The organism is Carboxylicivirga agarovorans, from assembly GCF_050589845.1.
GTDB lineage: Bacteria > Bacteroidota > Bacteroidia > Bacteroidales > Marinilabiliaceae > Carboxylicivirga > Carboxylicivirga agarovorans.
This window is the reverse complement of the sequence record NZ_JBNGPA010000003.1, coordinates 352134-375444: the sequence shown is the minus strand read 5'-3', so window position 1 is coordinate 375444 and position 23311 is coordinate 352134. Positions and strand designations below refer to the sequence as shown.

General features: G+C 39.8%; 15 protein-coding genes. 7 read left to right on the top strand and 8 right to left on the bottom strand.

Annotated features, from left to right (window positions below; translation table 11 throughout):
* Positions 1 to 31 precede the first annotated feature (31 nt).
* Positions 32 to 517, top strand: coding sequence for a DUF4252 domain-containing protein (locus tag ACRD69_RS05485; protein WP_430814063.1), 486 nt, complete (start codon positions 32 to 34; stop codon positions 515 to 517).
* A gap of 549 nt (positions 518 to 1066) precedes the next feature.
* Here ACRD69_RS05485 and ACRD69_RS05480 read toward each other — a convergent pair.
* From ACRD69_RS05480 to rsgA, 6 genes are all read right to left on the bottom strand, one after another.
* Entirely contained in the window at positions 1067 to 2080 is a 1014-nt protein-coding gene (locus ACRD69_RS05480) for a beta-ketoacyl-ACP synthase III (RefSeq protein WP_430814062.1), read from the bottom strand.
* A 385-nt stretch (positions 2081 to 2465) separates the two neighbouring features.
* Positions 2466 to 2651 (bottom strand): 50S ribosomal protein L32, encoded by a 186-nt coding sequence (gene rpmF, locus ACRD69_RS05475; protein ID WP_212188993.1) that lies wholly within the window; start codon positions 2649 to 2651, stop codon positions 2466 to 2468.
* A gap of 8 nt (positions 2652 to 2659) precedes the next feature.
* Positions 2660 to 3211: a YceD family protein gene (locus ACRD69_RS05470; protein ID WP_430814061.1), complete on the bottom strand. Its 552-nt coding sequence runs from the start codon at positions 3209 to 3211 to the stop codon at positions 2660 to 2662.
* Between the two features lie 100 nt (positions 3212 to 3311).
* On the bottom strand, positions 3312 to 4463 hold the full coding sequence (locus tag ACRD69_RS05465; RefSeq protein ID WP_430814060.1) for a sensor histidine kinase: 1152 nt from the start codon (positions 4461 to 4463) through the stop codon (positions 3312 to 3314).
* A gap of 111 nt (positions 4464 to 4574) precedes the next feature.
* Complete coding sequence (locus ACRD69_RS05460) at positions 4575 to 7379, bottom strand: response regulator (RefSeq protein WP_430814059.1); 2805 nt, start codon at positions 7377 to 7379, stop codon at positions 4575 to 4577.
* Positions 7380 to 7401: 22 nt separating this feature from the next.
* Positions 7402 to 8331, bottom strand: a complete 930-nt coding sequence (gene rsgA / locus ACRD69_RS05455) for a ribosome small subunit-dependent GTPase A (RefSeq protein ID WP_430814058.1) — start codon at positions 8329 to 8331, stop codon at positions 7402 to 7404.
* A 257-nt stretch (positions 8332 to 8588) separates the two neighbouring features.
* Here rsgA and ACRD69_RS05450 point away from each other — a divergent pair, with 257 nt between their 5' ends.
* Positions 8589 to 11654, top strand: coding sequence for a PAS domain S-box protein (locus ACRD69_RS05450; protein WP_430814057.1), 3066 nt, complete (start codon positions 8589 to 8591; stop codon positions 11652 to 11654).
* Here ACRD69_RS05450 and ACRD69_RS05445 read toward each other — a convergent pair whose 3' ends face one another.
* Together ACRD69_RS05445 and ACRD69_RS05440 are read right to left on the bottom strand one after the other, a co-directional pair.
* On the bottom strand, positions 11655 to 12176 hold the full coding sequence (locus tag ACRD69_RS05445) for a CvpA family protein (RefSeq protein WP_430814056.1): 522 nt from the start codon (positions 12174 to 12176) through the stop codon (positions 11655 to 11657).
* Positions 12177 to 12505: 329 nt separating this feature from the next.
* Positions 12506 to 13264, bottom strand: coding sequence for a metallophosphoesterase (locus ACRD69_RS05440; protein ID WP_430814055.1), 759 nt, complete (start codon positions 13262 to 13264; stop codon positions 12506 to 12508).
* A 463-nt stretch (positions 13265 to 13727) separates the two neighbouring features.
* Here ACRD69_RS05440 and ACRD69_RS05435 point away from each other — a divergent pair, with 463 nt between their 5' ends.
* From ACRD69_RS05435 to ACRD69_RS05415, 5 genes are all read left to right on the top strand, one after another.
* A complete protein-coding gene (locus ACRD69_RS05435; RefSeq protein WP_430814054.1) occupies positions 13728 to 14201 on the top strand; it encodes an ester cyclase in 474 nt (157 codons plus the stop codon).
* Positions 14202 to 14922: 721 nt separating this feature from the next.
* The gene (locus ACRD69_RS05430; protein WP_430814053.1) at positions 14923 to 15636 is read left to right on the top strand and encodes a LytR/AlgR family response regulator transcription factor; all 714 of its coding nucleotides are present in this window, start codon (positions 14923 to 14925) and stop codon (positions 15634 to 15636) included.
* A 15-nt stretch (positions 15637 to 15651) separates the two neighbouring features.
* A complete protein-coding gene (locus ACRD69_RS05425; protein WP_430814052.1) occupies positions 15652 to 16689 on the top strand; it encodes a response regulator in 1038 nt (345 codons plus the stop codon).
* Between the two features lie 93 nt (positions 16690 to 16782).
* Positions 16783 to 19428 carry an ATP-binding protein gene (locus tag ACRD69_RS05420; protein ID WP_430814051.1) on the top strand — a complete coding sequence of 882 codons (2646 nt, stop codon included), beginning with the start codon at positions 16783 to 16785 and terminating at the stop codon, positions 19426 to 19428.
* 505 nt (positions 19429 to 19933) lie between these two features.
* Positions 19934 to 23236 (top strand): BspA family leucine-rich repeat surface protein, encoded by a 3303-nt coding sequence (locus ACRD69_RS05415; protein ID WP_430814050.1) that lies wholly within the window; start codon positions 19934 to 19936, stop codon positions 23234 to 23236.
* Positions 23237 to 23311 lie beyond the last annotated feature (75 nt).

The following is a 23311-nucleotide window of genomic DNA, read 5'->3' as shown; positions in this document are numbered from 1 at the left end:
TTCTAATTAAACAAACCCCAAAAAGAAGATTATGAAACAAGTATTAGCAATAGTAGCACTAACTGTGTTTTCATTAGGTATTTATGCGCAAAGTCGTCCATCAGATAAACTATTTGAGAAGATGGCACTTAAGCCCGGTATTACCATGATGTCTTTCTCCAAATCTATGCTTGATGCCGTTAACCTGAATTTTGATAACGAAGAAGGAGGAGAGGATAATGTAACGGGTGATTTAACAGAGGTTAAGCTGATGATTTATAAAGCACCTGAAGACCAGGAGACGATTGATTTCAGAGAGGTAACTTTGAATTATCTTCCATTAAGCCGCTATGACAAGGTGGAAGATGACGATCCGGATGAAGATGTGGATATTCGCATATTACGAAAAGGAAAGAAAGTATCAGAATGTCATATTCTGTTTCAAGGTGAAACCAATGGTGTTCTGCTTTCTTTCTTTGGTAACTTTAAGATTGATGATGTTGATGAATTAGCCGAGAAGATGGATAGCTACAAGTAGTGTCATAGTTGGTTAATCAAGAAAAACGGGGTGCTTATAGGGTGCTCCGTTTTTTTGTGTTTTAATTAGTGATATCATCGCACAGACACATCGGTTTTGAACTGATAAATTGTTGAATTGTCAAACTGTCGAATTGAGCTACCAACATCGTACATCCGATTAATTGTTGAAAGCGTTTATTAGTTTAAAAGTTGAGGAGTTTATCTATTCAGGTGATCAATTGTTGAATTGTCAAACTGTCGAATTGAGCATCCAACATCGTACATTCGATTAATTGTTGAAAGCGTTTATTGGTTTAAGAGTTGAGGAGTTTATCTATTCAGGTGATCAATTTATACTTTGACAGAGTTCGTTCGATGTTCGTTCAATGTTCGTTCGATGTTCGTTCAATGTTCGTTCAATGTTCGTTCAATGATGATTGAATAAACTTTGATGAAATTTACAAGGAATGACAAATTATAACTGAGTAGGAATCGACTAAGACAGAAACAAAAAAGCGGAGTATCATAAAAGATACTCCGCTTTTGCTGTCAGTTATAACCAACAGTTTTATTTTTTAGCGTATTTATCACCGTCGTAACCCCATTTAAGGTAAATAGAGCCCCATGTAAAGCCGGCACCAAACGCAGCAAGAATGAGGTTATCACCTTTCTTCAGTTGCTTTTCCCATTCCCACAAACACAATGGGATAGTGGCTGATGTTGTATTTCCATAGCGCTCGATGTTAATCATTACCTTCTCTTTCGGCAAATTCATTCTGTCACCGGTAGCTCCGATAATTCTAAGGTTTGCCTGGTGAGGAATCAACCATGATACATCGTCAGCAGTTAAGTTGTTACGTTCCATTATTTCAACTGAAACATCTGCCATTTTCGATACAGCATTTTTAAACACAGGTTGTCCTTCCTGGTATACGGAGTGTAGTTTCTTATCAACTGTTTCGTGAGATGCAGGCATAACCGAACCTCCGGCTTTCATATGCAGGTGGTGACGTCCAAATCCATCACTATGCAGGATGCTATCACGTATACCGATTTCTTCTTCGGTTGGTTCAAGCAATACGGCAGCAGCAGCATCACCGAATAAAACACAGGTTGTTCGATCGGTATAATCGACAATCGAAGACATCTTTTCAGCACATACCAAAAGCACTTTTTTCTTTGAGCCTGAAACAATAAACTGAGATGCTGTATCTAAACCATATAAAAAGCCCGAACATGCACCATTAAGGTCAAAACCATGTCCGTTTTTGATACCACATTTATCAGCAATAATGTTAGCAGTTGCCGGGAACGGATGGTCAGGAGTAACTGTTGTACAAATAACCAGATCAATTTCTTCTGGCTTAACACCAGTTTTCTGGAAAATATCTTTAACTGCTTCAACACCCATATCCGAAGCACCCAGGCCTTCACCTTTCTGGATATGACGTTCTTTAATTCCCACGCGGGTCATGATCCACTCGTCGGTGGTATCTACCATTGTACTCAACTCGTGATTATCAAGGATATAATCAGGAGCATATCCTCCAACGGCTGTAATTACTGCACTGGTTTTCTTCATTTGACTTTCTTTTTTTGCTTATGCACGGTTGCATGAGCATTGGAAACATTCAAAAAATTAATTCTCAAACTCCACTCATTGAATTATTTTTCAGCTTCCTGTATTTTCAATAACACTTAAAATGGCGCCACACATGCCATTTTATCTTCAACTTACCAACGATAAATTTTCAGATATGTTTGATAAGATAGTTAATTAGCACTCATTTAGGGCGAATACAAAAGTAAGAAAACGCTTATAGTATGCAAACGTTTTAATCAATACCGGTCTTATTTAGAGCTGAGTTTCAAGTGCAACGCAGAGTATAGTCGGATTAATGCCCTAAAACAAAATTTGCCTTCAAATTTCTTTGAAGGCAAATTTTATTGAATGCGGATTCAATAAACTATGCTGTTACTTCTTTTTCCACAGCTAATTTTCCACGGTAATAACCGCACTCACCACACACTGTGTGTAACTTTACAGTAGCACCACAGTTTGAACATACTCCCAATGCAGGTGCAACCGCTTTGTAGTGTGTTCTTCTCTTGTCTCTTCTCGTTTTCGAGATCTTTCGCTTAGGATGTGCCATTTTTCAACCTATTTACTTGATTTATCCATTAAATTTTTCAGAGCCGCCCAACGCGGATCCATATCATCGTCCTCCTTCTCATCCGTACCTTCCTCAACCAAATAGTTATCTAATTGATTCAGCATTTCAGAGTCGCAGGTAACGCTGCCATTTTCATCTTCAGGGTGAACGTGCCTTATTGGAAGCGCCACACAAATAAACTCATAGATCAACTGTGCTACGTTGATCTCGTGTTCTTCGTGAGGTAAAACAATAATTTCTTCCGTTGGTTCGTCATATTCCTCGCCAAACTTAATATACATCAGCGATTCGTTTTCAACCGGAAGAGTTAATGCTTCCAGACAATTGTCACAAACGGTTTCAACTTCTCCTTCAATTTTAAAGCTTAGTGTTAAAAGTGCTGAGCTTTTATTTAGCTCAACGATTGCTTTTAACTCACCCTTTTCAATTAAAGGCTGTTCAAATAATTCAAAGAACTCGGCTCCTATTTCATAGTTAAACAGGTGCTTACCTTCTTTTAATCCCTTGAACGGGATACCGTAGTTTTTCAATCTGTCCACTTTTCCCTTTCTAAAAACTGTGCAAAAGTATAAAATAAACCAACGTAAGAAAAGAAAAGTACTTTTTTTTACTTTTCTATTTTCAATAAGTAATAAATTCTCAGGCTTTTGGTAGGGTTAATCTGAAGGTTGTTCCTTTACCAAGCTCAGATTCTTTCACGAAGAGCTTACCGCCATGATAACCTTCAATAATGCGTTTAGCCAATGAAAGTCCCAGGCCCCAGCCTCTTAATTTGGTGGTATAGCCTGGTTTAAAGATGGTTTTAAACTGGTTGCGGTGCAGGCCTTTCCCTGTGTCACTTATATCGATGTTAACATGGCCGTTATTATTACCGATACTAATTTCAATGATACCGGAACCTTTCATGGCATCAACAGCATTTTTGCAAATGTTTTCAACCACCCACTGAAACAGTACTTTATTGATATTGACCATTAGGTAGGGAATATCGCCCATGCTGATTTTAAACTGTATGTTGGCTGCTGTGCGTCGCTTCAGATAATCAATGATTTCTTCAATTGCCAGGATAAGTGGTTGTTCGCTTAGCTCGGGCTTTGAACCTATTTTGGAGAAGCGGTCGGTGATCACTTGCAGACGTTGAACATCTTTTTCCAGTTCGCCGGCTATGTCATCATTGCCTTCTTTCAGCTTTAGTAAATCGACCCAACCCAGCAATGATGAGGTGGGTGTTCCCAACTGATGTGCCGTTTCCTTTGACATGCCAACCCATACCTGGTCCTGTTCGGCTTTACGTGCACCATTAAAGGCTATGTAAGCTATAAATATAAACAGTGCTACAACAGATAACTGTATGATGGGAAACCATTCGAGCTTTTTAATCAGTACTGAATCATCATAGTATAAATACTGAAGCTCATCACTGCCCAGGTCAATGATCAGTGGTTCACCTTTCATAAGTGTCTCCAGCTCTTTTTGAAGTGCTTCCTCAGGATTATCCTTTGGTAATTTGATATTACGGTGTGAGTTAATGGTGGAATCTGCTTCCACAATAATAATCGGTATGGTCGTGTTTTGGCTGATTACTTCCAGTGTCAGCCCCAGCTCATCTTCTCCTGCTCCGCTTTGGGTAATCTGCTTAATGGCTCTTATCCAGATCTCAACACTTTTTCGTTCTTCTTCTTTCAGCTCCTTGGTCAGGTTATCTGTATAAACCAGTGTAAAGAAGCCGATTGTAACAGCTCCAATGAGTAAAAAAAGTTTCCAGATGCGCTTATGTGTATAAAAACTCATTGCTTATTCGTTTGAGTACATTTTCACAAACGGCTATAGTGCAGTTTTATTACTTGTTACTACTTTATACTATTTACTCAGGCAAAAGACAGAACCTGTTTTATGCTTAATTTACTTGTTGCACCACTTGGCAATCATCCTAGAAAGGTCTTCAACCTTAGTTGGTTTGGTTATAAAATCATCCATGCCGGCATCAAGCACCCTGTTTCTTTCCGATTCATCAACGCTGGCGGTCATGGCTATTATCGGGCAGCTTTTCTCGCCTTCACGCATGTTTTTAATGGCTTCAATGCCATCCATTCGTGGCATCAGTACATCCATAAATACAATGTCGTATTTCTTTTGACGCATTTTGTTAACGGCTTCCAGTCCGTTTGAAGCGATGTCAATGGTATGCCCTATTTTACCAAAAAGGTTTTTGGCAACCCGTTGATTCAGTACATTATCTTCAGCTACAAGTACGTTTAAAGCTTTGGTATTATTAAGGTTTGTTATCCCTGTTCTTCTATCTGGTATGTTTTGGAAAAAACGAAGGATGAATTCTTCCAGTGTGTTCAGCTGAACCGGCTTGTTTAAATACACATCGGCACCAATGCGTTTGGCCAGTGAGGTGTTGGCCCTTTCAAAATCTGAACTTTGAAGTATGATTGGCATGCGCTTGTGCAGACGATGGTTGTATATGGTTTGCAAAAAGTCTAAACCGTTAAAATCAGGGCGCTGATCAATAATCAGTAAGTGGTGCTTATTATCGGTTCGGATAATGTCTATCGATTCGTTGGACGGTGGCAATACTTTATAGTCAATGCGCAAGGATGCCAGGTTCTTTATCAGTGTTCTTACCTGCAGCGGTTCGTCAGATATTATAAAGGCCCTTACCTTACGAAGTGAAGTAATGTGATTGTAATTGTAGGTTTTTTGATGGGTCTTTGATTTATATGGTATGGTAAAGGCAAATTCAGATCCCGGATAGTCAGGGTTGCTGGATATGCCCGACGGACTATCGACCCATATTTCGCCTCCCATCATATTCACCAGTTGCTTGGATATGCTGATGCCAAGACCACTTCCTCCATACTTACGGGTGGTGCTTTCATCTTCCTGCGAAAATGAATTGAAGATGCTCTTCAGTTTATCTTTTGCAATGCCGATCCCCGTATCTTTTAATGAGAATAATATGGCAGGCGATCCGTTGATTCCTCTTACCTGTTTAACACTAAGGTGAATGCGACCTTCTTCGGTAAATTTAATGGCGTTGCTCAATAAGTTGTTCAGGATCTGTCTGATCCTGATCTGATCGCCCAGGTAATGATCAGGTAATCTCATCATTGATGCCCAGGTGAGCTTGATCGCTTTGTTTTTGGCTCGCGGAATAAACGACTGTATGGTTGATTCAACTTCCTCATGAAGGTCAAACGGTATGGCTTCTATCTCAAAGCGCCCGGCCTCCATTTTTGAGAAGTCGAGTATATCATTAATAAGGGCCAGTAATGTATCAGCTGAACGCTTCACCACCGAAAGAAGGTTACGGTCATTGTCATCTTTCTCTGATGAAAGCAGTATATCGGTCATGCCTATGATGCCGTTTAAAGGTGTGCGCAATTCATGACTGATATTGGCAATGAAGGTCGATTTGGCTTTGTGTGCCATCTCCTCATCTTTTCGTTCCTTTTCAAGCGAAGATACTTCTACAAATACCTGTATGGTATACTTCTCGCGCAAAAGGAAGAAAGGTATCTGCTCGTGTAAAATAACCGACTCCTCGTCTGCCTTGCTTTTTAAGATGTATTTGTTTGACTGTGTTGAATAAGAGGTTTTGTCCAGTCGTATTTTATTTTCAAACAGGATGTCATCGCAGGCAATGCGGCCCACCAGCTGGTCTTCATCGTCAAAGGCAAATAATTTTAAAGCGGCTTTATTGACTTGCCTGATGCGGTTACGGCTATCTATCAGCACCACACCAACCGGCATGTAATACACCATTTTCCGCAATGCTTCTTCCGATTTTTTAAGCGTTTGCTCATCTTCGGTGCGCCGTCGCTGGTAGATGCTAAATACCAACATTATTAAACAGATGATAAACAATGATATGCCGCCAACCAGGAACGAGTAGCGGGCAATGGATGCTGTAATAATATGTTTAGGCATTGAAAAAGCCAGGTAATAGCCAACACCGTTAAAGTACAGTTTGCTAAACATTGTCAGCACATCCGTATGTTCACCATTAATTTTTAAGGAATGAACTTTTGAGAAATAATCTTCCTGGCCAATCTTATCATTAACCCCTTCCAGTATGGGAATAAACTTATTAACCTCCAGTGTATTGTATACCACCTCGCCATTGGGTTTCATCACCCACTGAAAGTTCACATCTTTCACATTAAAGTTATGGAATATGGAGGTAAAGAAGCTCTCCAGGTCCATATCGAACTTTACAAAACCAATAATCTCGCTCTCCTTATGAAGTGGCTGAATGTAAATGATTCTTGTTCCCTGGGGATTAATAAGCACTTTGGCTTCCCTCACATTTATTTTATCAGAATGCGTAAAGGCCGATATAAACGTACCCTGCACACTGCGCCTCAGTTCAAAGGCATTGCCTTTGGTATCGTATACGGCCAGCTCATTCAGCTGCTCGCTAAAGCCATTGTATAGCAGTTCAAGTCGTTTCTGCACTTCAATGGAGTGGCCACGTGACAAAAACAGGCTGTCTAATTCGTTTTGTGAGATAAGAATGGAGATGCCAGTGTTGGTCTTATTGGCAAATTGCGCCAGTTTATCGCGTACCATTAACGACTGCTTCAGAAGAATCTCTTCCTGCGTGTTAATTTGCCATTTGTAGGTGTCAATGTAGTAATAGACATTGGAGACTACTAAAAAAGCAATACTGATAAATGATATGACAAAGGCTTTCTTCATTGTTTACCCCATTGTTTGCACTTTATCTGTATTTATCGTTTCGGTTCAGTAATATACTCAGGTAACTTTCATAACGCGAATAGGCAATATCCCCGTTTTCAACGGCGGCTTTTACAGCACAGCCCGGTTCGTTATAATGTGTACAGTTATGGAAGCGGCAATCAGCGGCGTAATCAAAAAGCTCTTTGAAATAGTGATACAGCTCTTCTTTTTCAATGTGAATCAAACCAAATCCCCTGATGCCCGGTGTGTCTATGATGTATCCGCCAAAGCTAAGTGGGTGCATTTCGGCAAAGGTGGTTGTGTGTTTACCCGATTGGTGGATAGCTGATATTTCTGCTGTCTTAAGATTTAAGTTTGGTTCCACACGATTGATAAGCGTGGATTTTCCAACACCGGAATGACCACTCAAAACAGATATCTTATCTTTTAGCAAAGCTTCAATTTCACACAGATCTTCCTGTTTTTTGGCAGAAACAGCCAGGGTTTTATAACCGATACCCTCATACAGGTCACGCCATTCCTGTAACAGCTTCATATGTTCCTGGTCATAGCGGTCGGTTTTATTGAACACAATGGTCACAGGAATGCCATAGGCTTCAGAGGCCGCAATAAAGCGATCGACAAAAACCCGGGTAGTCATAGGGTAGTTAATGGTGACAATAAGCACTGCCTGATCAACGTTAGCTGCAATGATATGTGACTCCTTTGAGAGGTTCGTCGCCTTTCGGATGATGTAGTTTTTTCGCTCTTCAATATTGGAGATCACACCTTCTCCCAGTCCGTCATCATCATAGGTGACGCGGTCGCCAACCGATACCGGATTAGTGCTTTTTATACCTTTCAGCCTGATTTTACCTCTTATCTGGCACACGATTGTTGTTCCATCATCTGATAAAACAGTATAACGGCTACCGGTTGATTTAATGACTAATCCATTCTTTTGCTCCATCCAAAAAACATTTTCTCAAAAATAACCGAATGATTTAAAAATACCCATTCCAGATACATACTTTTTGCTGTTAGAGGCAAACTTTCATGAAAGTGCGGCTATCTACTCTTTATTATGAATATATATATGTAAAACGTTTGATTTTTTACACGAACGGCCTGTTTTCATTTAGCAACGACCGTATTTATGGTGATGAAAAAGCTACATTTGTAATGTAACAGATTATTGTTAAGAAAGTGATTTTTTGAAATAGGAAAGTGGAGGAAAGAAACGTACAAACATTAAAAGCAGAGAATGCTCGCCTAAAGCGGATGATGAAACGCATCTACGGCAGTGCATACGGAGCTCCTTTCAATACGGAAGGTGAAGAGTCGTTGATTTCAACCGGTTACCTGCCATTGTACCTGTCTTCAATTTTATCATCCGACGAATTTTTTAAGGACCGTTTGACGAAAACCCTGGAGGTTTTGGGGCAGTTTGCTGATGTTAGCCGCATCTATATTTTTGAAAATCATGAAGACTCCATTGGCTTCTCCAATACCTACGAGTGGTGCAATGAGGGTGTTAATTCGGAAAAAGAAAACCTTCAGAATTTATCATATGCCGATTTTAAGGAATGGAGGCGTATGCTGGAGGAGGAAAACATAATTAAAGCTTCTGACATAAAAGACTTACCCGATGAGGTATATGACACCCTTAATAACCAGGGTATACAATCGGTTTTGGTTTATCCCTTATGGGTTAAAGAACAATATTATGGTTTTATAGGCTTTGATGAGTGCAGCTTTAATCGCGAATGGTTACCACACGAAATCGATTTGCTGCAGATGTCGGCCCGTTTAATTGCCAATGCCTATGAGCATGAGGCCGGGGTGGTTGAAATAAGGCGTAGTCATGCCGAAATACTAAAAGTCAACCGTGAACTGGCCGACAAAGAGCGCTTTTTGCAAAGCATATTAAGTTCGGCACCGGTTGGTATCATGCTTATTCGCAACCGTGTTATCGAGTACATTAACGAAGCTACTTTGCTGCACTCGGGTTATAGCAAAGATGAATTGGTAGGGCAAAACATTGCCGATCTTTATTTCGAAGGACGCCAGGATGAAGGTGCCATCAGTCAGTTTTACCAGAATATTGAAAAGAACGGCATTGCCACCATGGACGCTCACATGCGCGATAAATACGGTGAAGAACTGGTTATTCGCGTTTTGGGAACGCCGGCTCCGCAATCGGTTGGTGATGATTGTTACCTCATAATAGGAGAAGACATTACCCAGGCCAAAAAAACAGAGGTACACTTGCGCGAAAGCGAGGAACGCAACCGTAAGTTAATAGAGGCCACCATCGATGGCATATTAATTATCAACTGCGACCTGAAGCTGATGTACGCCAATACTGCGGCATGTGACATGTTACATTATACACAGGAAGAGATCTTTGAACGTTCGGTTATGGAAATCTTTCCATCCGACGAATATATCAGGCGTTTCAATGACTCAGTTACACGTGTCAAACAAGGTGATGACTACAGGGGAGATACCCAGTTGCTAAACAAAGACGGCCAGGTTGTTCATGCCGAGATCTATATGACTACGCTTAACCTCGATGGCAATCTGCATTATTATGTTTCCATTCATAATATTACAAAACGGATCAATAATGAAGCCTCACTCCGAAACAGTGAGGAGAAGTTCAGGGCCTTGACTGAGAATTCACCTGATAATATTATCCGTATTGACAGCGGCAGGCTCCTTTCATACTGTAACCAGGCTTTCCTGAGTGATTTTGCTTTAAAGGAATACCAGTGTCTTGGTGTTGAACTGGATAAAATAAAAGAACTGCCCAAAGAACTGGTCGACGGCTTGTCAAAGGGTATTGACATTGTGATGAAGTCGGGCGTATCAACCAATGTTGAGCTTGAATTCCGTTTTAAAGATGTTATCCGTGCTTTTGACTGGACCATTACTCCTGAAACAAACAATGCCGAACTTTCATCGCTGTTAATTGTAGGGAGAGATTACACCCAAAAGAAGAAGGCAGAGCAGGAGCTGGTTATCGCTAAAGAGAAAGCCATTGGAGCCGACAAGCTGAAATCGGCATTCCTGGCCAATATGAGCCACGAAATACGCACCCCATTAAATGCGATTGTTGGTTTTACCAACCTGCTGAAAGAAGATAATATATCAGAAAGCGAGAAGATTGAATACATCGATATCGTTAATAAAAGCTCTGAAAACCTCATGGAGCTGATTAATGATATTGTTGATCTGGCCAAAATTGAAAGCGGTGAATTAAACCTGGTCAAAGAACCATTCAATATCACCAGGCTGCTTAAGGAGTTGCACCTGCTGTTTGAGAAGCGAATGGCCATTGACCAGAAAACACACCTTAAGTTTTATTTGAATTTGCCCGACGAGAATGATGCTTTGACTATTGTGTGCGATCACCGTCGTTTACGCCAGGTGTTCATCAATTTGTTGGGTAATGCCTTTAAGTTCACGCAAAAAGGTTTTATCGAGTTTGGCTATGCAGTAGAAGGCAAACGTGTACGTTTCTATGTTCGTGATACGGGTATTGGCATAGCGGCCGATAAGCAGTCCTTGATCTTTGAACCTTTCAGGCAGGCCGATGAAAGTACCTCGAAGCTTTATGGGGGAACCGGATTGGGTTTATCTATCTGTAAGCGCCTGATCGCGGCCCACGATGGAGATATAGGCCTGGTGTCAGAACCAGAGACGGGCTCGGAATTTTATTTTACACTTCCGATACAGTACAATGAAAATGGCAGTGGTATAAAGCAAAACGGAGTTGAGTTAAGTTCTGTGCCACATAGCGGTGTTGATCACATGAACGAAGCTCAAAACGATATAGTCGCAAACACTGTTAAGCCAAAGGCAGAGCCTAAGGAACCGGTTGTTAAAACACCGGCCAATTATAGCTGGTCCAATAAAATGATGCTGCTGATTGATGCGACAAGTACCGCTCAACTACAAATGCGTAAGGTGCTGGACCGTACAAAGATCACTTTAATCTCGGCCCGAACACAAAAGTCGGCACGTGAATTATTACTCAAGCGTAATGATATTCATATAGTGCTAATGGACCTGGAAATGCCGGGACTGGAACTGGAAGGCTTTATTCCGGGTATCCGCGAAATGGGCATTTATGTGCCATTTATCGGACAAACAACCCAGTCGTTAAGTGCTGATGATCAATTGAAATTCCAGCAGATGGGATTTGCTTGCGTGTTTGAAAAGCCCGTGGATAATGATACCCTCTTACATGCTTTAAATAATTCCTTAAATGGGGTTGAGGTGAAGTAATTACACGTCAATTCCTTTTCTGGCATTATCAACCTGTTCCCTGACATCGTCAAATTGTAAATAAGGAAATACCGAAGGAGCAATGGATTGCAGTGGCTCATACAGGTGTGACGATTCCCTTTGCTCTTCGGGTATAAGGCTGTATGTTTTTTCGAAGCTTCCCAGTATGGCGATCACAACGCTAATGATAAAGGCATATTTCAATAAGCTGAAAATGGCACCCAGCACCCGGTTAACCATTCCCAGGGCAATGGCAGAGGCCAGTTTGTCAACGACTTTGGCAATTAAATGAACACCAATAACAATAAGGATAAAAGTAATGATAAAGGCTGCAATGCCGATGTAAGAAGAGTCAATGTACTCGATCAGAAATGATTCGGTGATGCTGCTAAACCTGATGGCTCCAAATAAACCCAGTACCAAAGCGGCCAATGAAGCCAGTTCAATAATTAAACCGTTCTTAAAACCTTTAATAATGGCCAGTATCAGTATGATGCCAGCTACAATGTCGAAATAATTCATGATGTTTAGGTTAGCAGATCGTCCCGATCTAATCTGCATTTACGCGATAAAAATAGAAAAGAAAAGAAGACAGTCGATATAAAAGGGGTAAAATTTATTTGGTGTCTCACCGCTCCCCCGATGGCTATCGGGGTCTCACTTACGCCATCCGTCTTTAAAACCACCTCCCCTCTCCTTCGCTGAGGTACTCCTCCTTGAAAAGGATGAGAGCTGATTTCAGGATGCACAGATATATACGTTTATTAAACCTCTTCGCGCCTTAGCGGTTCACTTTTTCAGTTCGACGATTTATCAGTTTGACGATTCGACATTTTTATAAGTTCATCAATTCAAACCTCAAACCACGAATCATTATTAAAGTCCAGATGCTCATTGTAGTGCACATAGCCCAGCTGGCTGCTCAGTAGTTGTGTTTGACCAATGTTAAGGCGGCAGGTGTTTTGATGGTGGTGTCCGAATATCCAGTAATCAACGGAAGAGGCTTCAAGCAGGTGCTTTAGTTCAACGGCAAAGGCCTCGTTAAGTATGTCTCCTTTGTATCGTTCAGGATAACCGGTATAAGTAGGTACATGATGCGTTACCACAACAGTCTTTCCATTATTAGTTTTAGCCAGTTCGCCAGTCAGAAAGCGAAGGCACTCAGCATGCAGTCGATTGTAGCCTTCAGGTGTCAGGATATCTTCACCATCAGTAATCACCTTAAAATCGGGCATCTGGTATTGAATCATCAACTGATTAGCGGGAGAAATAGCAGTCCATAGCGTACTGAATATAAACCTGACTCCATTGAGTGCAACAGTGGTATTGTTGACCAGCATAATGTTGTCTCTTATCTTTTTATTACAAGGACCTGAGCATGCCGAAATATTACCATAGTAAAATTCATGATTGCCGGGTACCCAGTATACATATTGAAAGTTGTTGGAAAGAAAGTCCCAAAAGTCGTCATGCTCCTCCAGTACGACAATTGGTACGATATCGCCTGCCAATATTAATATATCTCCCTTTATCGGAATAGGATTCTCCTTTAAGAATGCCTTATTCTTAGGGAATTCCAAATGCAGATCGGAGTAGTATTGTACAATCATAATCGGGCAATGAACTGGTAAGATAATCAAAGCTAGTTATAATTTATGATTATTGCGTGGAAGGAAGGGAGGTGAGTGATCGGAGAACTGATGAACTGATGAAAGAGATGAGAGATGAGACCCCGATAGCCATCGGGGGAGCGATGAGAAAAGAGACCGAGGACGGGCAACCGGTCACCGATGGGGAGTTGTAATTCTTTAAAGGTACAGATTACAAATCTGCGCCAGCGAGGGATATAAATTTCATCACTAACACCCAATTGACAAGTGTTCAATCCGGTAATAACTTTGCTTAATTATCACCTATTCTTCCGGTTCCTGACGGCAACGTGCTGCTCTCTGATCATTAAAGCTACTCATTTTATTACGTATGCATTTGAGTGCTTTTTACGAGGTCATTCGCTAAAGTTATGAATGAAGACACTGGCCTTAAATCACCACAATTTACCTTTTACAATTTACCATGGAAACAAAACACCTTACAAAGGAAGAGTCTCTGTTGAAGGAGTTTCAACAGATTAAGGCTCAGGAAAAAAGAAATATTGAAACAACGAAAAAGTGCGTCGAATACCTCGACAAGCAGGAACTACAATCATTAAGAAACACATGCACCAATGATTTTAAGCTGTTTATGGGTAGTGCTGCCAAGGCCATGAGTATGGATGAAGCTATTCCTATGATCGAAATGTTCTACAGGGCATTTCCGGATTATGAACATATCATTGAAAACATTTTTGCTTCCGGTACTTATGTAGTCATGCTACTGACATTGACAGGCACACATAAAAACAGTTTTCAGGAGGTTGCTCCAACCAACAACAGGATAGCCTACAAGAGTATTCAAATCTATAAGATCGTAGATGATATGGTAACAGAAATCCATGCCGTTGAAGACGATCTGACCATGATGACTCAAATAGGTTTCACATTGCAGTAGTACAAAGACATAAGATAGTTGACTGATGACGGAGTTTCTTAGATCATAGGGTCAATAGGTAGTTCGGTAAGCATAACTCGTCGGATGACTAACGATAATTGCTATTAGTCATCCGACGAGTTCTCAAAAGTCAAGACTGAAGGCCTCGCGCGGTAGCGATGGGAGAACAGTCGAACTGATGAAAGAGATGAGAGGTGAGACCCCGATAGCCATCGGGGGAGCGGTGAGTAATGAGTGGTGCACTATCACTGAGTACCATGCACTAAAAGACCATTAGATCATGCGACTGTTTATTAGTTTAAAAGTTTATCTTTTTAACTCACCATAAAGGTCTTTAAGCATAACGCAACAATTCCTCAATTTTAGCAACTCGACAATTCGACAAAGAGGTGAGCGGTGAGAAAAGAGACCAAGGATGGGAGACCGGTGACCGATGGGGAAAAGTGAGTTGTAAATCTTTAAAGGTACAGATTGCAAATCAACGCCTGCGATGGGCTTTAGAATCATTATTTTTGACACCTTCTTCCGCAGATTTTATCAGAGGTGTTTTAAACCGTCAGGATAGATAATTGGTGGAATACATTAAGGTTTTAGTAGAATAAAAAAGGTCAAACCTTGAAAACAATAGTTGCCTTCAAGTTTAATTCTGATATTTAGAGATTTAAATGACTTTGAAATAGTAAACCTTGTTTTTGTTACATTTAAACCAAATAAACGAATCATGATAAAGTGTATTGCCATTGATGATGAATCACTGGCTCTTGGGCAACTTTGCAACTATATAGAAAGAACACCTTATCTGCAATTAGTGGGTAAGTTTGATAATGCTATTGAGGCCATCGCTTATTTACAGGATAACTCTGTCGATCTGATGTTTGTGGATATTGAAATGCCAGAGCTCAACGGGATGGATTTCGTAAAATCGCTCAACAATCCGCCCAAAGTAATATTTATAACCGCCTATAGTCAATTTGCTTTGGAAGGCTTCAGGGTGAATGCAGTGGACTACCTGCTAAAACCCATTGGATATGCTGATTTTTTAAAAGCAGCAGATAAAGTCAAATCAAATAGTAGCGTTAATCAGGTAAAGAAGGGGATTGAGGAAGACGAGAATATTTTTGTTAAAACAGGAACCAAACATATTCGTATTAATCTGAATGATATTTTGTACGTGGAAGGCATGCGTGAGTATTTAAAAATCATCCTGGAAGATGGTTCCTCTATTGTTACACTCATGTCGATGAAGAAAGCAACAGAATTATTAAGTGAGGATAAATTTATGCGGGTTCACCGATCTTATATCATCAATCTGAAATACTTTACCACCCTGGAACGTAACCGTATCATTTTTAACAAGGATACCTATATTCCGATCAGTGAACAATATTTGCCAAAGGTTAAAAAGTATGTGGAAGAAAACTCGTTAAATAAATAGAGGGGAGTATTATTGATGACATTTAAGGAAGAGAAAAAGATATTGATTGTTGATGATCAACCGGAGAATCTCCAGGCTATTGTAAATTGTTTTTCAGATAAAGATTATAATTACAAGTTTTTGAAAGCACCCAATGGAGAAATAGCTTATCGTTTGGCTTTATCAAAACTGCCCGATTTAATTATTACCGATTGGGATATGCCGCAAATGAACGGTGTAGAGTTAATCAGCGCTTTGAAAAAGGAAATGCTTACGTCCGATATTCCTGTCATTATGTGCACCGGGGTGATGACCACCACAGAAAACCTGAACACTGCTTTGCAGGCCGGAGCGGCAGATTATGTGCGTAAACCCATCGATCCGTTGGAGTTAACGGCCAGGGTATATTCCATGCTATGCCTATCAGACTCGTACAGGCAAATAAAGCAGCAGAAAGCTGAAATTGATGAGGAAAAGAACAAGGTAGAGGCATTGTTTGTACAGAGTGAACTGGCCTATTTACGAAGTCAGGTAAGTCCCCATTTTTTGATGAATACCTTAAATAATATACATGCCTTAATTGATGTGGATGCCGAAGAAGCAAAAGGGTATATCATTATACTTTCGAAGTTAATGCGTCACCTCCTGTACGAATCAGAAAGGGAAACGAACTCTATCCAAATAGAGGTAGACTTTGTAAGGAATTATGTGGAGCTAATGCGTTTACGCTTTGAAGGAAAAGTTGATATTCAGTTGAATATTCAGGAAGCCTTACCAGCATGCTCAATACCACCTTTGTTATTTACTTCCTTACTTGAGAACGCATTTAAACACGGTATAGGTATTGATAAGACATCATTTATTCACATTGATATAAAAGCGGAAGAAAATAATTTTCTTTTTGAAATTAAAAACCTGATTCCCGACCAAAGCACAAGTGCCAATAAACAGGCTGGTATTGGTATTGTAAACACACGCAAACGATTGGATTTGCTTTACAGAGATAAGTATGAGTTAAAAATTACTGAACGCGATAATGTATATACTGCTCGCTTAAAAGTACCTTTTATTTAAGCTCTTTTGCTTACTTTACCGTAACTGTAGTGCTCCTTTTTGTGTAACAGAAATATAACTGTTTTATACTAAATTCGCCGACTAAAATTTGTTATGAAAAAAGTCCTTTTAATTTACTTTTTTATCGCTTTGCTCTTTCATTGTATACCTGAGCTGTATTCTCAAAATAGCAAAGCAGATAGCCTCCAACAACTGATTCATTCATCGAAAGATGACGAACTAAAAGTTGACCGATTAATTGAGCTGTCTGATGTTATAAAGAAAACCAATACAGAGGAAATGAAACCTTTGTTGGACGAAGCCAGATTTTTGGCTCAAAAGCTCAACTATTCCAAAGGGCTTGCCGACTATTACATAATGAAAAGTCAGTATTATTTCCATACAAAGGAATTCGAAAACGGTAATGTTTTAACCGATTCTGCAATTGTATTATGTCAGAAAGATGAGCTTAATTACACCTTATCTTCAGCTTATTATTTTAAAGGACGTATTAATGCCGGTCAGGAAAAGCCTCAGGAAGCGCTAAAATACTATAACATGGCTATTGAGAATGATAGCTTATACCCTGGGGATAAGGATATTTCTTCTAAAGCCTATTTTTATAAAGGATATGCCAATTTCTTTATTGGAAAAAGGGACGAGTCTGCGAGGATGTTTGAACATTTTATTCAGATGAAGCACTTAAGCAATGATTACAAAAGATTAGCTTACAGTTATTTTATGCTATCTATAATGCGTTCATCAGGCACAGATAAGAATGAAGGTGATTCTTGTCTGAATAAGGCCATATTCTACTCTGAAAAAGAACAAGACCCCCATCTGATTGTCACATTACTCAATGAAAAGGCAAAGAAACTTGGAAGAGCTCAGGAATATACAGAGGCCTTAAACTACTTTTACAGGGCTTTGGATGAAAGTAAAAACATTCAGGGGTATCATGTCTTTGAGCACATACTTCATAATGGGATAGGGCAAATTCATGCTATTTTTAAAAACTACGATGAGGCCGAGTATCACTTTAAAACAGGGCTTAAAGCAGCTAAGGACAAAAAAACAACAAGAGGAATCGTTTCATTAAGCCTAAGGCTTGGTAAAGTGTATGAGAGCAAAAAAGAATATGAACAGGCACTAATTTATTATCAGGATGCAATTAACATTGCAAAAGAGGCTAAATCTGTTACTGACTTACAGGAAGTATATAGGGTTGTTGCAAGAATTAACATACGGCACGAGAAGTACAAAGAGGCTGTCGCCTATTGCGACAGCTCTCTTCAGTACAGCACTAAGTATAAGAAACATTCAGGATATAATGTCGCCCTTATTACACTTGCTGAGGCTAAATATTATTTGGATGAAATTGAATCGGCGAAAGACAACTTAGATAAATTTTATCAGTACGTTAGTCAGCGTAATGACAGAGGAAATATGAGAGATGCTCATATACTTTACTCAAAAATTTATGAAAAGAAGAACAACTACAAGAAAGCATATGAGCATTATATCAGACACAAAGAGCTGAATGATAGTGTGGTCAATGAAAAAAAAGTGAGGGAATTAGCCTTTTTGGAGAGTCAGTATGAATTTGATAAAGAAAAAGAAGCCATTCAACTGGAACAAGAAAAGAAAGATGCCCTGCAAAAGGCAGCATTAAACAAACAAAAGGTTATCAGAAATGCGACCCTTGGTGGATTGGTATTGATTTTAACTTTAGCGCTTGTCACCCTGCGAAGTTTTGTCCAGAAACGAAAAGCGAATAAAATACTTGCTGAGCAAAAGGAAAAGATTCAAAGTCAAAACAAAAAACTACTTGAACTGGACGAATTTAAACAGGACATGACAGGAATGATTGTGCACGACTTAAAAAATCCTTTGAACGTTATCATTAATGCGCCACAAACAGAACCGCAGCTGGCTTTAAAAATGACTCAGCAATCAGGTAAACAGATGTTGAACATGGTGCTGAATATTTTGGATGTGTATAAAGCTGAAGCGGCTAAAATTAGTCTGGAACTTGCAAATTACACCTTCTCTACCATTTTAAACAATGCCATAGAATCTGTTGACTACCTGTTAGAACAAAAGAACATCACCTTAAATGTGGACAAAAATGATGCTTATACTGTAAGGGTTGACGGTCAGCTCATTGAAAGGGTAATGATTAACTTATTGACCAATGCTATAAAGTATACACCATTAAACGGTAGCATTATAATTGTCATTAGGGAAACGGATTCGTCGTTAAAAGTCAGCATCAGTGATTCGGGTGAAGGCATATCCGATGATAAAAAACACCTGGTTTTTGACAAGTTTGCTCAAGCCAAAGCCAAACGCTCGGGTTCTGTTCGTTCAACAGGTCTTGGACTTACATTCTGTAAAATGGCCATTGAAACCCATGGTGGTGAAATAGGCTTTGAAAGTGAGCAAGGCAAGGGAGCAACTTTCTGGTTTACTTTGCAGTTGGCAGAACATGCTGATGAAGTCTGTAGCGCTGATAATAAGCATAGCAAATTGAATGATGATAGTAAAGAACTGAGCATTGAGGATTTTGCCTACTTAAACCCCTTCATTGAGCAGTTAAACGCCATATTAGTATACGAATCCAGCGAAGTGGAAACTATTTTATCGCGTATTGAAACCAATGATAATCAGGCTTTAATCCATTGGAAGAAATCAATATTGGATTGTGTTTACACCATGAATCAGGATAGGTATCTGGAGTTGTTGGAATTCAAGCAGTAAGGGATTAAATAATTTAAGATAAAGACAAGGTAATATTTGTGTGTAAAGGCAGGTAACTCCAACTGAGTGACATGTTGTTGTTTTTTCAGTTAGATATAGCCGCCGTTCAGCGATGTGCCATAAATATGGAAAATCGGCCAGGTAGTAGCCATATTTCAGATTTTTGATTATTTATTATTCGACTCCCATAGGAGTCGTTATTAATATAACTATTTATTCTATAAATATGTGATGCCTATGGCATCATTTAATGACCATATGCACAGAGCTGAAGGTCTTATGTAATTATCATACAAACCACACTCCAGAGGAGTGGCATAGATATAGAAATTCAAACAGGTCTATGATTACGACTCCAGCGGTATCGCATATCTACCACCTCCTTAACGCTCATTTGAATAAAATATGACCCGTTTCGTAGAATATAAAGGGGTAAAACTTGAATGAATTGGTTTAGGGTTTTGATGCGATGTTATTTAGCAGTGAAAACACAAAACCACACATCATGAAAGAAAAGAAGTTTTGCTCCAAAGCTCTTCAAAAGAGTATCCTATTTATAGCTCTACTTTGGACAGGAAGCAACTTGGCATTAGCACAAAACGAATTCATTACCACCTGGCAAACCAATGAAACAGGTACTTCCGGTTCAACCGAAATTACCATACCAACCAACCCTTCATATACCTATAACTATGAAGTGGATTGGAATAATGACGGAACTTTCGATGAAACAGGTTTAACTGGTGATATTACCCATGATTTTGAAGCAGAAGGCACATATACAATACGTATACGTGGAGCATTCCCGGCCATCTATTTCAACGGCACAGGCGATTGTGCCAAGCTTATATCCATTGACCAATGGGGAAGTATTTCATGGGAGAGCATGGAAAACGCATTCTACGGATGTCTCCATATGACTTACAATGCAACAGATGCACCTGACCTTTCCAATACTACTTCATTAAAAGGTACTTTTTATAATTGCAGGTTATTCAATGGTGATATTTCCAACTGGGATGTGTCTACTATCACAACTTTAGAGTCAACTTTCACTAAGGCAAGTGTATTTAACCAGGATATATCAGCTTGGGATGTCAGCAATGTGATTAGCATGAAGAATACTTTTGAAGCTGCTAATTCATTCAATAAGGATATATCGGGCTGGGATGTTTCCGGTGTGCAGAATATGTATGGAATGTTCAAGCAAAACACTGCTTTTAACCAGGATCTTACCGGCTGGAACGTTAGTAATGTCACCGATATGAAATACATGTTCTACCAGGCTGCAGTTTTTAACGGAGATGTCTCAACCTGGGATGTAAGTAAAGTTGTACAAATGCCATATATGTTTAATGGAGCATACCGTTTTAATGGCAATGTCTCGGGCTGGAATGTGTCGAATGCTTCTGATTTGCGCGCCATGTTCAGAGACGCCTGGGAATTTGATCAGGACCTTTCTGCATGGGATATCAGCAATGTTACTTATTTGAATAATATATTCAGGTCATCAGGGCTGTCAACAGAGAATTATGACAATATACTAATGGGTTGGGCTGCATTGACGGTTCCTTCAGGTATAAGTTTAGGTACAGTACCTGCCAGTTATTGCAGTGCCGGAGCATCTCACAACATCCTTACAGATACTTACGGTTGGATAATTGAGGACGAAGGTCGACTATGCTCAGATTCAGAGCATTTTGTAATAAGCGTACAAACCGATAATGAAGGAACTTCAGGTTCAACTTCCTTTACTATTCCCACAAATTCTGATTTAACATACGATTACGATGTTGATTGGAATAACGACGGGGTATTTGATGATTTAAATGCTTCGGGAGATCTGACTTATGATTATGGATCTGCAGGAGCATATACCATACGCATTCAGGGAACTTTTCCGGCAATTTTGTTCAACGGTAGTGGCGATTGCCAGAAACTAAGCTCTATTGATCAGTGGGGAACTATTCAATGGGAAAATATGGAAAATGCATTTGTCAGTTGTGTTAATATGGAATATAACGCAACAGATGCCCCTGATTTATCAAACATAACCAGTCTGGCAAACATGTTCAAGAGAGCATCATCCTTTACCGGGGATTTATCTAATTGGGATGTTAGTCATGTGGTTGATTTCTCTTTTTTATTTGCTAATACATCCTTTGATGGTGATGTGTCAACATGGGAGATGGGTAATGCACAATTACTGTCTTATATGTTCGATGGCTCTTCATTCACCGGTGATGTTTCAGCATGGGATGTTAGTAATGTAACAACTATGAAAGGCATGTTCAGGGACTGTGAAGACTTTAATCAAAATATAGGTTCATGGAATACTGCCAATGTAACTACCACTTATGATCTATTTCGTGGATGTCTTCTTTTTAACCAGGATATTTCAGGATGGGATATGAGTGAGGTCACCAATATGGGATATATGTTTAGTGAAACGACTGCTTTTAACCAGGACATTTCGGGCTGGAATACTGGAAAAGTTACTGATATGCGGTATATGTTTGCGTATGCAGAGGCTTTTAATCAGGATATTTCAGGATGGGATGTTTCTTCGGTAGACAAATATTTCCATATGTTTCAGGATGCAGGCAGTTTTGACCAAAACCTGGGTAGCTGGGTATTGTCAGGTGTAACATCAAATTCAAACATGTATAATATGCTACAAGGGCTGAGTTTATCAACCACTAATTATGACGCCCTTTTGGAAGGCTGGGCTGCTCAGCCGATCCAGTCAGATGTAACTCTGGGTAACATAAATGCCAGCTACTGTAGTGCAGGCGAAGCCCGAGAAACATTAATGTCAGAATTTGGTTGGACGATAGATGACAGTGGCCTGGAATCAGATGCTCCGGTACCTGACGAAACCACTTTAAGCGATATAGAAGGAATCAATGAAGTGACTTCATTAACTGCAGCTACTGCAACGGATATGTGTACAGGAAGTGTTGTGGGTACACATGATGCTGTATTGCCAATCAAGACATTAGGGACCACCATTATAACCTGGACTTATGAAGATGGTAACGGAAATATAGCAACGCAAACCCAAAATGTGATTATCACAGATGGCACAGCGCCGGTTGCAGATGTAGAAATACTAAGTGATATCACTGCCGAGTGTGAAGTGACCGAACTAACTGCACCAACAGCCACCGATAACTTTGCAGGCACGGTAATGGGAACTCATGATGTTGTGTTGCCAATTACCACACAGGGAACAACCCTGGTAACATGGACCTATGATGATGGTAATGGCAATACAAGCACTCAAACGCAAAATGTGGTGATTCAAGATGTCACCAATCCTACTATAGTTTGTCCTGATGATCAAACGGTGATTGCCAATGACGGAAACTTTTATGTAGTAGATGATGGCGAGTTTGAAATAGTAGCTTCTGACGATAACTGTTCACCGGTTGATTACACTAACGACTTTAATAATGAATCAGAATTGGCAGGTGAATCATTAGCAATGGGAGATAATATTATTACCTGGACGGTAGCAGATGCAACAGGAAACACATCAACATGTAGCCATAAGGTTACCGTGAGTGTTGCCACAGCCATCGACAATCATTTACAAAATGATGTGATGGTATATCCTAATCCTGCCAATGATTACATTATTGTGAAGACAGATCAAACAGTTCAGTTCAGTGTATACGGTATCACGGGCCAATTGTATAAAACGGGCTATACTAATCAAAGAATAAACATTAGCGATCTAAGCAAAGGCATGTACCTTGTAAAGATCAAAGGGACACAAGAAGTATCTAAACTTTCTGTACGATAATATTCAGAGTATACAGGCAAAGGCATAAGCAGTAGCAAAATTTGTAGTGTGCCTTTGCCTGTTTAATCCTCCTAT

Excerpts from the sequence above, each read along its gene's own strand:
- ACRD69_RS05465 (WP_430814060.1), bottom strand. The coding sequence starts at position 4,463 with ATGAGTTTTTATACACATAAGCGCATCTGGAAACTTTTTTTACTCATT.
- ACRD69_RS05460 (WP_430814059.1), bottom strand. The coding sequence starts at position 7,379 with ATGAAGAAAGCCTTTGTCATATCATTTATCAGTATTGCTTTTTTAGTA.
- ACRD69_RS05420 (WP_430814051.1), top strand. The coding sequence starts at position 16,783 with ATGAAAAAAGTCCTTTTAATTTACTTTTTTATCGCTTTGCTCTTTCAT.
- ACRD69_RS05480 (WP_430814062.1), bottom strand. The coding sequence starts at position 2,080 with ATGAAGAAAACCAGTGCAGTAATTACAGCCGTTGGAGGATATGCTCCT.
- rpmF (WP_212188993.1), bottom strand. The coding sequence starts at position 2,651 with ATGGCACATCCTAAGCGAAAGATCTCGAAAACGAGAAGAGACAAGAGA.
- ACRD69_RS05435 (WP_430814054.1), top strand. The coding sequence starts at position 13,728 with ATGGAAACAAAACACCTTACAAAGGAAGAGTCTCTGTTGAAGGAGTTT.
- ACRD69_RS05415 (WP_430814050.1), top strand. The coding sequence starts at position 19,934 with ATGAAAGAAAAGAAGTTTTGCTCCAAAGCTCTTCAAAAGAGTATCCTA.
- ACRD69_RS05445 (WP_430814056.1), bottom strand. The coding sequence starts at position 12,176 with ATGAATTATTTCGACATTGTAGCTGGCATCATACTGATACTGGCCATT.
- ACRD69_RS05430 (WP_430814053.1), top strand. The coding sequence starts at position 14,923 with ATGATAAAGTGTATTGCCATTGATGATGAATCACTGGCTCTTGGGCAA.
- ACRD69_RS05440 (WP_430814055.1), bottom strand. The coding sequence starts at position 13,264 with ATGATTGTACAATACTACTCCGATCTGCATTTGGAATTCCCTAAGAAT.
- ACRD69_RS05485 (WP_430814063.1), top strand. The coding sequence starts at position 32 with ATGAAACAAGTATTAGCAATAGTAGCACTAACTGTGTTTTCATTAGGT.
- ACRD69_RS05425 (WP_430814052.1), top strand. The coding sequence starts at position 15,652 with ATGACATTTAAGGAAGAGAAAAAGATATTGATTGTTGATGATCAACCG.
- rsgA (WP_430814058.1), bottom strand. The coding sequence starts at position 8,331 with ATGGAGCAAAAGAATGGATTAGTCATTAAATCAACCGGTAGCCGTTAT.